The organism is Pseudomonas sp. MF06569, from assembly GCF_059862735.1.
Map to the genome: position 1 here is coordinate 69,230 of NZ_JCBCUZ010000025.1, position 13,863 is coordinate 83,092.

General features: G+C 61.0%; 11 protein-coding genes. 9 read left to right on the forward strand and 2 right to left on the reverse strand.

Features of this window, described 5'->3' with window-relative positions:
- Window positions 1-47: 47 nt before the first annotated feature.
- A complete protein-coding gene (locus AC19YQ_RS19805; RefSeq protein ID WP_339474481.1) occupies window positions 48-875 on the reverse strand; it encodes an alpha/beta fold hydrolase in 828 nt (275 codons plus the stop codon).
- A gap of 17 nt (window positions 876-892) precedes the next feature.
- Window positions 893-2,224 carry a spinster family MFS transporter gene (locus tag AC19YQ_RS19810; RefSeq protein WP_500595743.1) on the reverse strand — a complete coding sequence of 444 codons (1,332 nt, stop codon included), beginning with the start codon at window positions 2,222-2,224 and terminating at the stop codon, window positions 893-895.
- A gap of 749 nt (window positions 2,225-2,973) precedes the next feature.
- On the opposite strand from AC19YQ_RS19810, the gene AC19YQ_RS19815 reads away from it, so the two are divergent.
- From AC19YQ_RS19815 to AC19YQ_RS19855, 9 genes are all read left to right on the forward strand, one after another.
- Window positions 2,974-3,708 carry an SDR family NAD(P)-dependent oxidoreductase gene (locus AC19YQ_RS19815; RefSeq protein ID WP_133076897.1) on the forward strand — a complete coding sequence of 245 codons (735 nt, stop codon included), beginning with the start codon at window positions 2,974-2,976 and terminating at the stop codon, window positions 3,706-3,708.
- 30 nt (window positions 3,709-3,738) lie between these two features.
- Window positions 3,739-4,512: an SDR family NAD(P)-dependent oxidoreductase gene (locus AC19YQ_RS19820; RefSeq protein ID WP_133076896.1), complete on the forward strand. Its 774-nt coding sequence runs from the start codon at window positions 3,739-3,741 to the stop codon at window positions 4,510-4,512.
- Between the two features lie 10 nt (window positions 4,513-4,522).
- A complete protein-coding gene (locus AC19YQ_RS19825; protein WP_019826411.1) occupies window positions 4,523-5,152 on the forward strand; it encodes a nuclear transport factor 2 family protein in 630 nt (209 codons plus the stop codon).
- 9 nt (window positions 5,153-5,161) lie between these two features.
- On the forward strand, window positions 5,162-6,235 hold the full coding sequence (locus tag AC19YQ_RS19830) for an alkene reductase (protein WP_133076895.1): 1,074 nt from the start codon (window positions 5,162-5,164) through the stop codon (window positions 6,233-6,235).
- The gene (locus tag AC19YQ_RS19835) at window positions 6,232-8,091 is read left to right on the forward strand and encodes a long-chain-acyl-CoA synthetase (RefSeq protein WP_133076894.1); all 1,860 of its coding nucleotides are present in this window, start codon (window positions 6,232-6,234) and stop codon (window positions 8,089-8,091) included. Before AC19YQ_RS19830 ends, AC19YQ_RS19835 begins: the two co-directional genes overlap by 4 nt.
- Window positions 8,084-9,169 carry an MBL fold metallo-hydrolase gene (locus tag AC19YQ_RS19840; protein WP_133076893.1) on the forward strand — a complete coding sequence of 362 codons (1,086 nt, stop codon included), beginning with the start codon at window positions 8,084-8,086 and terminating at the stop codon, window positions 9,167-9,169. The genes AC19YQ_RS19835 and AC19YQ_RS19840 overlap by 8 nt, the downstream gene beginning before the upstream one ends.
- Window positions 9,170-9,233: 64 nt before the next feature.
- On the forward strand, window positions 9,234-10,901 hold the full coding sequence (locus AC19YQ_RS19845) for a DUF1302 domain-containing protein (RefSeq protein WP_133076892.1): 1,668 nt from the start codon (window positions 9,234-9,236) through the stop codon (window positions 10,899-10,901).
- Between the two features lie 135 nt (window positions 10,902-11,036).
- Window positions 11,037-12,248, forward strand: a complete 1,212-nt coding sequence (locus tag AC19YQ_RS19850) for a thiolase family protein (RefSeq protein ID WP_133076891.1) — start codon at window positions 11,037-11,039, stop codon at window positions 12,246-12,248.
- 5 nt (window positions 12,249-12,253) lie between these two features.
- Window positions 12,254-13,192 (forward strand): bifunctional OB-fold nucleic acid binding domain-containing protein/MaoC family dehydratase, encoded by a 939-nt coding sequence (locus tag AC19YQ_RS19855; protein ID WP_326397963.1) that lies wholly within the window; start codon window positions 12,254-12,256, stop codon window positions 13,190-13,192.
- Window positions 13,193-13,863: the final 671 nt, after the last annotated feature.

Genomic DNA, 13,863 nt, shown 5'->3' on the forward strand with positions numbered 1-13,863 from the left:
CCGCCCGCAGGCAGCCGTCAGTCATGGGGTGTACACGATGATGGTGTTCAGCCGCGTAAAAATTCCAGGCAAGCCTTGTTGAAGAGTTCGCGATGTTCCACCTGCACCCAGTGGCCGCACTGGTTGAGCATGATAAAGCGCGCATTGGGCGCGTGTTTCAGCACTTTGAGTGCGCCACTGGCAGGGTTGAAGTTGTCATCGGTGCCCCAGAAACCCAGGATCGGTGCTTGCAGCTCTTCAAGGCGCTCGGTCATGTTCGGCACCATCATGGTGGTGAACAGATTGCGCGGCTGGTGCACGGCCACGGCCACACGTTCGGCCAAGAGGCTGTCTTCCAGCTGCGAGCTGTCGAACAGTTGCAGGCTCATGATCCGGCGCATTTGCTCGATGCCCAGAGGGCCTGCGTTGTACAGTTCGACCATGCGTTGAATGCCGACCATCTTGAAGTAGGTTTCGCGGTCTTCAACACCGCCGGGAGCCATCAGGACAAGTTTCTCGACGCGCTCGGGTTCTGCCAGCGCCAGGCCCAGGGCAATGGCCCCGCCCAGGGAGTTGCCGAGCAGGGTCGCCCGCTTGACCCCCACCGCCTTGAGAAACCCCGACAGGGCGCTGACGAAGAACTCCAGGTTGTACTGGGCGTCCTCAGGCTTGTCGGAGCGGCCGAACCCCGGCAAATCCAGCACCAGATTGCGAAAGCCTGCGGCCACAAACTGCGGGTAGTTGCCTTTGAAATTGCTGTAGCCGCTGGCGCCCGGTCCGCTGCCATGCAGCCACACAACCACCGGGCCGCTGCCTTCATCGAGAAAGTGCAGGCGCAGGCCGCTGTCCAGTGTCACAAAGTGGCCGATGGGCAGGGGAAGGTCTTGTTCTGTCATCACTCAATCTCCAAAAGTCAGGCTGTGGCCGCGTCAGCCAGCGATGCTGGGGTCGGGGTCTTGTTCATCAGGTGGTTGCGATAGCGCGGCAAGGCCAGGGCCAGAAAACACGAAGCCAGCACCAGCAACGAGACACAGGAGGCCAGGGCATAGCGCAGGCCTTCGTTGCCCAGGCGATGGGCGAAGCCGTCACTGAGCATGCCGATCAGCAGCGGGCCGACGCCCACCCCGAGCAGGGTCATGGACATCACGAAAATCGCGGTGGCCTGGGCCAGTCGGGTAGCCGGGAACAGATGGGAAATGGCCCCCAGGCAGGGTGTCGCCCACCATGTGCCGAAAAAGCTGAACACGCTGTAGAAAATAAAGGCGGTCGGTACAGGCGTGCTGCCCACATAAAATGCGGTACCAACCGGCCACAGGAAGTAAGCCAGCGCGAACGGTATGCTGATCAGCGTGCCCAGCAGCGGCACCCCGATCTGCCAGCCCTTGTCACGACGGGCCAGGCGATCACACAAAATACCGCAGGTGAGGGTGCCAAAGGTGGCCCCGGCACCGCCCGCCACCCCGGCCAGCAGCCCGGCGTCCTGCAGGCTCAGACCGTGAGAGCGGATCAGAAAGCTGGGGCTCCAGGTGCCGATGGCATAACCGGCAATGGCCGCAGAGCCGCCGGTGAGCACAATCCAGAGGAAGGACGGGGTCTGGAACAGCTCGCGCACCGTGACGGCCCAATTGGCCTGCGCAACCTGACTGGGGTTGACCAGCATCGCGGGTTTTGGCGCCCGTACGGTGAGCAGCAACAGCAGCCCGAGAAAAATCCCCGGTGCGCCGATCACCACAAATGCAAAACGCCAGCCGTAATGCTGCGCGATCCAGCCCCCCAGCCCCAGCCCGAAAATGGCCCCCAGGCTTGAGCCCAGCATCAGTACTGACAAGGCGGTGGAGCGGCGTTCGGGCGGATACAGGTCCGAGACCATTGCCATTGATGGAGCGGTGCCACCGGCTTCACCGATCGCCACCCCGATCCGGGCCACCACCAGTATCGCAAAACTGGCTGCGAAGCCGCAGAAAATGGTCATGACGCTCCAGGCGATACAGCTGAAGGCGATGACTTTCTTGCGTCCGATACGGTCAGAGAGCCGCCCCAGAGGAAAGCCGAAGAGGGTGTAAAACACCGCAAAGGTCACACCTGAAAGCAGGCCGATACCGGTGTCAGAAATGCCGAATTCTGCTTTTACCGGTTCGATCAAAATGGCCATCAGCAGCCGGTCGATGTAGTTGAAAACATAGATGGCAGCCAAAACGCCTAATGCGTAATGAGTTCGCCAGGTGGGGCGCAAGGGTATGGACACGACGGGCTCTCCCGGTTTTTTGTTCTAGTGAATCCGTTATTCCATAAAGTGCCTGGCGGGTACATCGTCCATTCAGACCAGCCGGTCATCTTGTAGTCGCTGACGAGCTCCGCGAGGCTGCGTAGCCGTCGTAAATTCGGATGTTGAGGTGACTCAGGAAAAGCCGGGAGTCAGGTTTTGCGGTCGCTACGTCGCAGTGGCGCACCAAACCGGACGTAGCCTCGTTCTACTCGTCAACTGCTACACAGCATTCGTAGCAGCTGACGAGCCGTGCGAGGCTGCGTCCGGCGGCGAAGCCGTCGTAAATCCGGATGTTGAGGTGCGTCAGGAAAAGCCGAGGGGTCAGGTTTTGCGGTCGCTACGTCGTAGTGGCGCACAAAACAGATCGCAGCCTCGTTCTACTCGTCAGCGACTACAAGGCGGGTAGGCGGGTTGGCGGTGAAATGTGTAGCCGCTGACGAGCCGTGCGAGGCTGCGTCCGGCGGCGAAGCCGTCGTAAATCCGGATGTTGCGGTGCGTCAGGAAAAGCCGGGGGCCAGGTTTTGCGGTCGCTACGTCGCAGTGGCGCACCAAACCGATCGCAGCCTCGTTCTACTCGTCAGCGACTACAAGGCGGGTAATGCGCCAGCACGGTCTGAGTGCTGCTTAGTCCCATCGGACGATGTTCAGCTTTTTTCTCCAGTCAATGATTGCTCCCATACACCGCCCCGGCTTCAGGGCGGCCGGAATCGGGCAGGCGGGAGAACTCTATGAAATTGCTGAATAAAGTGGCGTTTGTAACGGGCGCTGGTCAAGGCATGGGACGGGCAATCGTTCGTCATTTTGCCGAGCAGGGCGCAAAGGTTGTCGCAGCTGACATCAATCTGGAAGCCGCTCGCCAAAGCATTGAAGGGCTGGGCGAAAACGCGCTTGCCGTCAGTTGCAACGTGGCCGACAGCGATTCGGTTGCCACCGCAATGGCCGCCGTTCACGCGCATTTCGGCAGCCTCGACGTGCTGGTCAATAACGCGGGCATCGGTTCGATTGACGCTTTCGCGCAAACACCGGACGAGAACTGGCAGCGTGTCATCGGCGTCAACCTTACCGGTACGTTTTTCTGCAGCCGTGAAGCGGTAAAACTGATGCTGCAGGCCGCCACCCCCGGCGTGGTGATCAATATCTCCAGCACCTCGGCCCTGACCGGTGAAGGTCCCAGCCATTACTGCGCGGCCAAGGCCGGTGTGATGGGGCTGACCCGCAGCATGGCCCGGGAACTGGCAGGCAATGGCATTCGCGTCAACACCATCGTTCCCGGTCCCACCAACACCCCGATGATGGCCGATATCCCGGAAGACTGGATGCAAAGCATGCTCAAGGCCATCCCTCTGGGCCGCATGGGTGAAACCGATGAAATCGCTCGCGTTGCGGCCTTCCTGGCCAGTGATGACGCGGCATTCATTACCGGCCAGAACCTCGCGGTCAACGGCGGCATGGCGTTTATCTAAACGCCGGGCGCAGCAATGGGAGAGCAGATCATGGGTACTCGTTTACACGACAAGATTGCATTTATCACCGGCGCCGGTTCCGGCATTGGTGCTGCTACCGCACTGCGGTTTGCCGAAGAGGGCGCCCTGGTGGTGCTCTGCGGGCGTCGCATCGAGCCGCTGCAAGCGGTCGCCGCACAGATCCGTGACAGCGGCGGTCGCGCCGAGTGCGCGGTGGCCGATGTCAGCAATGAAGCAGCCTATGTCGCAGCCATCAGTGAGGCGGCGCAGCGCCACGGTCGACTGGATATTCTGGTCAACAACGCGATGGCCTACAGCTGGGGCGCGATTGACAGCACTTCGACGGCTGACTGGCATTCCAACTTTGCAACCACCGTGGACGGCACCTTCTGGGGGACGCGCACGGCACTGGGTCTGATGCGCGCACAGGGCAGCGGCTCGATCATCAATCTGGCCTCGATCTGCGGTCAGTTCGGTACGCCCTGGATGGCGGGCTATTCCGCCGCCAAGGCCGCCGTGATCAATTTCAGTCGCGCCGCCGCCAGTGAGGGCGCGAGTCACAACATTCGCTGCAACGTGGTCAGCCCGGGCGTGGTCGAGACACCCGCCACGGCCGGCATGCTCACCGACGACAAGACCCGCACCAATACCGAAAAACTGATCCCGCTCAAGCGCGTCGGCCAACCCGTAGAAGTGGCCAACGCCATTCTGTTTTTGGCCAGCGATGAAGCCTCGTATGTCACCGGCGCCTGTTTGCCGGTCGATGGCGGGCGCAGCAGCGAGCTGTACACGGTATTGGAATAAGGACCCTTTTATGGAACAGAACGCCTTGCTTGCCCGTCTTGATCGGCTGGAGTCGATTGAGGAAATTCGCCAGTTGGCCGGCAAATACTCGTTGTCGCTGGACATGCGCGACCTCGATGCCCACGTCAATCTGTTTGCCGAAGACATCCGTGTCGGTCGCGAAAAAACCGGGCGTGCGCACCTCAAAGCCTGGGTCGATGACACCCTGCGTGACCAGTTTCATGGCACCTCCCATCACCTTGGTCAGCACCTCATCGAGTTCACCGACCCTGATCACGCCGTGGGCGTGGTGTATTCCAAGAACGAACACGAGACCGGCCCCGAGTGGGTCACCATGCAAATGCTGTATTGGGATGACTACGAGCGGATGCAGGGGCGCTGGTATTTCCGCCGTCGCCTGCCGTGCTACTGGTACGCCAGTGACCTCAACAAACCGCCGATCGGCACGCAAAAAATGCGTTGGCCGGGGCGCGAACCCTATGCCGGTACTTTCCACGACCTGTTCCCGTCCTGGACCGAGTTCTGGGCCCATCGTCCTGACAAGGACCAACTGCCCCAGGTAGCGACAGCAGCCCCGGTCGAACACTTTCTTGCCACCCTGCGCCGAGGGGCTGGCGCACCGAAAATTCGCGTGCGCTGAGGACTGACCATGAGCATTTTGTTTGAACCTGTGCGCCTCGGTGAGCTTGAACTGGCCAACCGTATCGTCATGGCACCGATGACCCGCAGCCGTGCTGACCAGCATGGCGTACCCACTGCCGAGATGGTCGAGTACTACCGCCAGCGTGCGTCTGCAGGGTTGATCGTCGCCGAAGGCACTGCGCCTTCAGCCAGCGGCCTGGGCTATTGCCGTACGCCAGCGATTTATAACGCCGGGCAGATCGCTGCCTGGAAGGCCGTGACCGACGCGGTACACGCCGAAGGCGGTCTGATCGTGCTGCAACTGATGCACGTAGGCCGCGCTTCCAGCGCTCACAACAAACCGGCCGGGGCCGCGACGGTTGCGCCGTCGGCCTTGCGCGCACGCACCCAGTTGTTTACCGACACCGCCGGGATGGTCGATACCGACGAGCCCCAGGCCATGTCGCTGCAGGATATCGCCCTGGTGATCGAGGAATACCGCCAGGCTGCTTTGAATGCACGCCAAGCCGGATTTGACGGGGTCGAGTTGCACTGCACCAGCGGTTATCTGCCGATGCAGTTCATGGCGTCGGGCAGCAACCTGCGTGAAGACGAGTACGGTGGCAGCGTCGAGAACCGTGTGCGCTTCCCGGCACAGGTGCTGGCGGCAATGGCTTCGGCCATTGGTGCCGGGCGTGTGGCGCTGCGCTTGTGCCCGGGCAATCCGTTCAATGACATCGATGACGCAGACCCGTTGGCCACCGCCGTGGCGCTGTGCAAGGCCGCCGAGCCTATGGGCCTGGCGTACGTGCATATCATGCGTTCGCCCCTGACTGAGCTGGATGCCTTTGCCCTGGCCCAGCGTCATTGCAGCAACGGCCTGATCCTCAATGACGGTTTTGACGGTGAGTCGGCCGAGGCTGCACTGCAGGCCGGGCAGGGGGATGCGGTGTCGTTTGCCCGTCACTTTATTGCCAATCCGGATCTGGTGGAGCGTCTGCGCAAGGGGCTGCCGCTGGCCCGTTTCGATCGCAAGACCTTGTACTCCCCAGGCCCTGAAGGCTACAGCGATTACCCGCGGGTCGAGGCGGTGGCGCCATGAACGACATGTCACGCATCAGCGCGCTAACAGCGTCCAGGCAACGGCCCGTGCCCCGGGAGCACACCCAGGCGCTACTGGATGTGCGTTCTGCGGCCAGTGCCCGGATCAAACCGGCAGACCTGTACACCCTGGCTGACCGCCTTGAGGCCCAGGCGCTGGCTATCCCTGAACGGGTGTTTTTGATCGACGGCGAGCAGCGCTTCAGTTACGCCACCGTGAATGCACAAGCCGATCGCATGGCGCACGTGTTTTATGCCAAGGGCCTGCGCCCCGGCGACGTGTGCGCCATTGCCATGGAGAATCGCCCGCAGTTTTTCTTCAGCTGGTTCGGGCTGGTCAAACTCGGTGTCGTGGTGGCGTTTATCAATACCCAGGTCAACGGCAAGCCGCTGGTGCATGCCTTGCAATCCACCGCAGCCAAGGCTGTCGTGGTCGGTGAAGAGTGCGTGGCCAACCTGCTGGGCACTGAAGGTTTGCCTGACGTGCCGCTGTGGTTGGTCGCAGACCCGTCAAATCCGTTTGACGGTGATTTGGGCTGTGTTGACCGCCAGTTTGGCGAGCAGATTGCCGCGGCTCCAGGCACTGCGTTTACGCGTGAAGTGCGTGCTGCGATCACGGCTGAAACCACCACGCTGCTGATTTTTACCTCAGGCACCACGGGGCTGCCCAAGGCCGCGCGTTACAGCCACATGCGCTGGATGTCCTCGGGTGACGTGATGGAAGTCACCCTGGGCGCCACCTGTGACGATGTGTTTTATTGCTGCCTGCCGCTTTACCACGGCGCGGCGGCCACTTCGGTGACGTCTACGGCGCTGTGCGCAGGTGCGAGCATCGTGGTACGGCGCAAGTTCAGCGTGCGCGAGTTCTGGCCTGATGTACGCCGCAACGGGATCACCGTGTTCCAGTACATCGGCGAGATCTGCCGTTACCTGCTCAACCAGCCTGTGGTGGCCGGTGAACGTGAGCACAGTTTGCGTTACATGCTCGGTGCAGGCCTCACGCCTGAGTCGTGGCAGCGCTGGCTGGAGCGTTTCGGCCCCGTACAGGTCTTCGAAGGCTGGGGCGCCACCGAGGCCAACGCCAACCTGATCAACGTCGACAACTACGTGGGCTCTTGCGGGCGCGTGCCGGACTGGAGCCGCACCAACCTGCGCCTGGTGCGCTACGACGTCGAAAGCGACAGCCATCCCCGGGACGAAAACGGTTTTTATCAGCTGTGCCAACCTGGAGAAATAGGTGAGGCAATGGGCTTTATCGTTGACCACCCGCAGATTGGCGGCGGGCGTTTTGAGGGGTATACCAGCGCAGCTGCCAGCGAGAGCAAGATCCGCCGCAATGTGTTTCAAACCGGGGACGCCTACTGGAGTTCGGGGGATCTGTTGCGCTATGACGACGACGGCTATTTCTATTTCGTCGACCGTATTGGCGACACATTTCGCTGGAAAAGCGAAAACGTTTCGACCCTGGAAGTGGCGGACACGCTCAGTGACATGCCAGGTCTTGAGCTGATCAACGTGTACGGCGTGCAGGTACCCGAACACGAAGGTCGCGCCGGGATGGCAGCCATTTTGATGCAGCCCGGGCATGCCTTCGATCCTCAGGCTTTCTTCGAACTGACCCAAGCGCGTTTGCCACGCTATGCGGCGCCGATGTTTGTGCGGGTTTCGGCGGCGGCAGACCTGACCAGTACCTTCAAGTTGCGCAAGGTCGATCTGCAGCGCCAGGGCTACGGACCGGGCTTGTTTGACGATCCGCTGTTTGTGCGTGATGACAGTGCCGGTACCTATCAGCCGTACTCGCTGCAAGCACTGGCTCGCGCGGGTTTGCTGCCTTTTGCAGGCAGCAGCCATGAGTGAATTCGACGCCCGGGGCCATGAATGGCGTGATGGTCTGCGTTACCCCTGGCCCCTGGCTCCAGCCAGCGGTCAGGTGCAGGAAGTTGCCGAGGGCGTGCTCTGGCTGCGCATGCCTCTGCCTTTCGGGCTTGATCACATCAACCTGTACTTGCTGCGCCACGGTGACGGCTGGGTGGCGGTTGATACTGGCCTCAACAGCGATCAGTGCCGCGCCGTCTGGGAACAGGTGTTCGTTGACGTGCTTGAGGGCTTGCCACTCAAGGCGGTGATCTGCACCCATTTTCACAGCGATCACACCGGCGTGGTTGGCTGGTTGGCCGAGCGTTTTCGCTGCCCGGTTTTGATGACTCAAGGTGAGTTCCAGGCGCTGCATCACGGCCCGCCCAAGGCCGCCGAGCCGGACTGGGCGTTTCTCGATTTCTATCAAAAGGCCGGGTTCAGTGCAGAGCGCACCACCTCGTTGCTGCCGCTGATCCAGGGCGAACACTTTCGTCCACAACTGGTCGCGGGGTTTACCCGTTTGAGCCAGGGCAGCCAGCTCACCATCGGCGGGCGCCGCTGGGAAGTGGTGATGGGCAACGGGCACTCACCGGAGCATGCGTGCCTGTACGCCGCGGACGATGGTTTGCTGATTTCGGGCGACCAGGTGTTGCCCCGTATCACTTCGACCATTGCGGTGTATGTCCCCGAACCTGAAGCCAATCCATTGCGTGACTGGCTGGACTCGATCGAACGGCTGCGTGTGATCCCCGACAGCGTGCTGGTGCTGCCGGCCCATGAGCGGCCGTTTTTCAATCTGCATCTGCGACTGGATCAGTTGCGTGATCACCATCTCAGACATTTGCAGCAGTTGCTTGAGGCCTGCGCCCAACCGCGTACGGCGCTGGAGATGATGGCGGTGTTGTTTAAAAAGCTGTCAGGTCGTTTTGACGAGCTGATGGCGCTTGGAGAGACGTTGGCTCACGCCAATTACCTTATGGCCGAGGGGGCGCTCGTTCGTGAGGAGCAAGGAGGGCTGCATCGTTATCGACAGGCCCGGACAGGAGTCGTGAAGTTCGACCCGCTTGAGTTGCTTTGAGCACAACGCAATGACGCTTGAACCCATCGAGGCGGCCAACGAGTCGTCAACCAGGAGAGGCAGAGTGATCAATAAAAACAACAATAAATGTCAAGGGCTGCGCCCGCACCGCTATCAGGTCAGTGGCCTGGCCGTCGCCGTGGCACTGGTGTCCAGCCCCTTGTGGGCTGGGGAAACCATTGAGTTCGATGACGGCACCACGATTGACTGGACGGTGACCACCAGCTACGGCATCGGCATGCGCCTGGCTAATCCCAGCGACAGGCTTATGGGGAGTAACGTCGATGACCCGAACCGCAACTTCGAGCAGCACAGCCTCACCACCAACCGTGTGGGCGCGCTGGGCGAGATGATTCTGCGCAAGGACAACTACGGTGCGGTCGTGCGGGCCAGTACCTTTTATGACGATGTGTACCACCGTAAAAACGACAACGACTCACCGGCCACCGTCAACAAGTTCGGCAGCAATGACGAGTTCACCAGCGACACCCGTTACTACAGCGGCGGTCGCACTAAATTACTCGACGCCTACGTGTTCGGCGGCTGGCGTTTTGAGAATGACACCATGCTCGACGTCAAGGCCGGTCGGCACATCGAGTCGTGGGGCGAGAGCCTTTACTACCCGGGCGTGAACGGCGTGCAAAACCCGTCCGATGCGGTCAAGGCGGCGCAGCCGGGGGTTGAGGTCAAAGAGGTGTTGCTGCCGGTGGGGCAGTTCTCGGCGTCCTACCGGATCAACCCGCAATTTACCCTGGGCGGCTATGTGCAGTACGAGTGGAAGGGGACTGAATTGCCGCCGGTGGGCAGCTTCCTGTCGACCTCCGATGTGATTGGCCCGGGCCGCGAATTTTTGTTCATGGGCAACAACAAGGTGCTTTATCAGGGGACTGATGAGCCCCGTAACAGCGGTCAGTGGGGCGCTCAGGTCCGTTACCGCCCGGTCACTGACCTTGAACTGTCACTGTTCCATGTGGTGTACCACGACAAAAACCCGGCCACCGCGCTGATTGGCTGGGACCCGACTCCAGTAGGTCCTGGTGCTCTGGCCTACAGGGCCAGCGGCTACCGGGTCAAATACTTTGAAGACATCAAGCTGACCGGTATCAGTGCCACCACCAAGCTGGGCGACGTGCAGCTGGGGGCGGAGTGGTCGTATCGAGACGGTGCGCCGGTGATGGTCAATACCGGGCTGGGGCCGGTGCCTGCCAAGGGCAAGGGGCAACAATTCCAGTTGTCGGCGATGCGAATTCTGGGTGACCGTCCCTGGGCCAGCCAAACCACGTTGACCGGTGAAATCGTCACCGTGCGTGCTGACCACGCCGATGCGACCTCGGCCGCGCCGAACCTAGAAGGTGTGGGGCTGTTGCCGTCTTTGGTGCCGTCTGTTCAGCCGTCCAATGATTACACCTACAAGGCCGGTACTGCATGGCGCACCCGCTCATCGAGCGCATACACCGTGGGCGCCTCGTTCAGTTATCCGGGGGTGTTCCAGGGCTGGGACCTTGAGGTTCCGTTTACCTACTCGGATGTATTCAGCGGTGCTGCACCGATGTCGGGGACTATTTCCGGGGTGGCCGGGGATCGTCGCCTGAGCGCAGGCACGACCTTCAAGTACCTGAGCAACCTGGAAGTGTCGCTCAAGTACATCGGCTACCTGGGCTCGCCAGACCCGATGTACCGCCCGCTGGCAGACCGTGACTACGCCACGTTCTCGATGAAATACACCTTCTAAAACACGCCCCTGTAGTCGCTGCCGCAGGCTGCGAAGGGTTGCCTTGCAACCCGTTTCCTTGAAGGCCCTTAGGTCCTCATCGCAGCCTTCGGCAGCGACTACAAAGTTGGATGAACTGACTAAAGAGAGATAACCATGGGTCTTAAAGGTCACGCGGCCATTGTGGGCAGCGCACAGTACAAACCTGAGAAATACGCCACGGCGCCGCGCATGTTCCACCTGGAGCAGGTTGCCGATCTGGCGGCCCAGGCGTTACGCGATGCCGGATTGCAGGCATCGGACCTCGACGGGCTGGTGATCAATGGCCCGCAATTTCATGAAGCTTCGGTATTTGTCCCGGCCATGGCCGCTGAATACCTGGGCTTGCGCCTCAACTTTGCCGAAGTTGTCGACCTTGGCGGCTGTACTTCGGTCGGCATGGTCTGGCGGGCAGCAGCAGCCATCGAACTGGGTCTGTGCCAGGCGGTGCTGTGTGTATTGCCTGCACGCATGGCGCCAATGGGGCCGGATGAAGACGCGAGCTGGATGGCCCGGGCCATGCGCTTTGGTGGCCACAGCACCGCGTTTGGTGCTCCCGAAGCCGAGTTCGATCTGCCTTACGGTCACATGGGCCAGAACACCGGTTACGCGATGATCGCTCAACGGTATGCCGCGCAATATGGCTACGACCCTCGGGCGATGGCCAAAATCGCGGTGGATCAGCGCACCAATGCGCAGTTCAACCCCCAGGCCATGTTTTACGGTCAGCCGCTGACCATCGAGCAAGTGCTGGCCAGCAAAAAGGTCGCCGACCCGTTGCACGTGCTGGAAATCGTCATGCCCGTGGCGGGTGGTGCGGCAATGATCATCGCTTCCAGGGAAGTGGCTGCCCGTGCCCGTAAACGGCCGTCCTGGATCACCGGCTTTGGCGAGCACCTGGCGTTCAAGTCGCCTTCCTATGCCCAGGACATGCTGCACACCCCGATCGGGCCGGCCTCGCGCCGGGCTTTCGACATGGCGGGGCTCAAGCCTGCGGATGTGGATGCGGCGCAAATTTACGATTGCTACACCATCACCGCCTTGCTGACCCTGGAAGACGCCGGTTTTTGCGCCAAGGGTGAAGGCATGAGTTTTGTGCGTGAGCACGACTTGACCTGGCGCGGTGATTTCCCGATGAACACCCACGGTGGTCAGCTCAGCTTTGGCCAGGCCGGTTCGGCGGGCGGCATGAGCCAGGTGATCGAGGCCGTGACGCAAATTGCGGGCGAGGCGGGTGAGCGCCAGCTCGAACGATGCGACACGGTGTATGTCTCAGGCACCGGTGGGGTGATGAGTGAGCAGGGCGCATTGATACTTCAGGGAGCATGAACCCAATGTCGAACAACAAACCATTGCCGGTTCCGACCGAAATTTCTGCACCGTTCTGGGAAGGCCTTAAAGCTGAGCGCCTGTTGATTCAGCAATGCAACGAATGCAGTGACTGGGTGTTTTATCCGCGTCGGCATTGCCCGGCGTGTTTTGCCCACTCGCTGGCCTGGCGTGAAGTCAGTGGTGGGGCGACGCTGTACAGCTTCACCGTGACGCGTATCGCAACCTTGCCGGATTTTGCTGATGAGATGCCGCAAATGCTGGCGGTGGTCGAACTGGATCAGGGTGTACGAATCAACACCAATCTGGTGGGGCTGGACGAATCCGAAGTGAAGATCGGCATGCGCCTGCAACCGGTGTTTGCCGAGATAGACGGCAAGGGTAATCGGCTACTGCGCTTCACGGGTGTCGATAAGGATGCTGATGCCCTCAAGGCGTTGCGAGCGGTTGAGCAACCGGCGCAAGAGCCGGTCGCCACCGTGCGCCAGATTGCGCTGGATGACGAGGCGGCGCTGCAGGGGCTGGTTAGCGAGACGTTCAGCCCGTGGAGCAATCAGGTGGTGGTCGATCAGGCCCTGATTGACACGTTTGCCCAGTTGTCCGGGGATGACTACTGGATCCACACCGACCCTGAGCGTGCGCGCAAGCAAAGCCCGTTTGGCGGCACCATTGCCCACGGTGCGCTGGTGCAGATCCTGCAGTCGCGGATGAAACTGAATCTGGGATACGAGATCACCGGTTTCAGCAACATGATCAACTATGGATCTGACCGACTGCGTTTTCCGGCGCCGGTTCCGGCAGGCTCGACCATTCATGCCCGGGCGCGGGTCAAGCGGGTGGAGCGGGTCAAGAGCGGCACGCAACTGACCCTTGAGCTCAATACCCATGTCCTGGGCAGCGAGCGGCCGTCGGTGATCAATGAGCTGGTGATTTTGTACATGTAATGATTGCTGGCACCTGTAGCCGCTGAGGAGCGACGCGAGGCTGCGACCGACTGCGAAGCGGTCGCAGCCTTCGTTCCTCGTCAGCGGCCTGTATCTTGGCGCTAAAACGTTTTGTGCAAGGTCCTGTGGCGTCTGCGATGCATTTTGCTTTTGCTGGAGCCACACGTATGTCCAGACCACGCGAATGCCCACCACAGAAGGCCGAACGCAGGTGCTGTTATGGGGGGGCGCGGCAGGACGCCGCGCCAGCCGCGATGGGCCATGGATGGCCCGTCGCGGCGTGCCTCCATGACAGTGCCGGAGTGAGGGAACCACCGAGCCGGGGCGAGGCGGCCGTATGGTAGGGCAAGGCCTTTTTGGTTACTTTTTCGGCGTTTGGAAAAAGTGACCCGCCGTAAGGGCGGAACCCGTAGAGAACCGTGACACATCGAATGGATATGTACTCGGCATCGCTGCGGGCTCATCGCAAAACAACTGGCACACGGGGTACATATCCGGCATTCGCGGTTAACTGAAATATTGGTTTCGCTCTTACAGCGAGGCACTTGTGCGCCCAGCATGGGCGCCATCCTAGAGGTGAAAGTCCTCTCTTGAGCTGGCCACAGCGAATGAAGCGAAGCGCAACTGCATGAGGGTGACCAAGTGTGGGAAGGAAGCGTGGAGCATAAACC

Coding starts and splice junctions, on each gene's coding strand:
- AC19YQ_RS19815 (WP_133076897.1), top strand. CDS start 2,974: ATGAAATTGCTGAATAAAGTGGCGTTTGTAACGGGCGCTGGTCAAGGC.
- AC19YQ_RS19820 (WP_133076896.1), top strand. CDS start 3,739: ATGGGTACTCGTTTACACGACAAGATTGCATTTATCACCGGCGCCGGT.
- AC19YQ_RS19835 (WP_133076894.1), top strand. CDS start 6,232: ATGAACGACATGTCACGCATCAGCGCGCTAACAGCGTCCAGGCAACGG.
- AC19YQ_RS19850 (WP_133076891.1), top strand. CDS start 11,037: ATGGGTCTTAAAGGTCACGCGGCCATTGTGGGCAGCGCACAGTACAAA.
- AC19YQ_RS19855 (WP_326397963.1), top strand. CDS start 12,254: ATGTCGAACAACAAACCATTGCCGGTTCCGACCGAAATTTCTGCACCG.
- AC19YQ_RS19840 (WP_133076893.1), top strand. CDS start 8,084: ATGAGTGAATTCGACGCCCGGGGCCATGAATGGCGTGATGGTCTGCGT.
- AC19YQ_RS19825 (WP_019826411.1), top strand. CDS start 4,523: ATGGAACAGAACGCCTTGCTTGCCCGTCTTGATCGGCTGGAGTCGATT.
- AC19YQ_RS19805 (WP_339474481.1), bottom strand. CDS start 875: ATGACAGAACAAGACCTTCCCCTGCCCATCGGCCACTTTGTGACACTG.
- AC19YQ_RS19830 (WP_133076895.1), top strand. CDS start 5,162: ATGAGCATTTTGTTTGAACCTGTGCGCCTCGGTGAGCTTGAACTGGCC.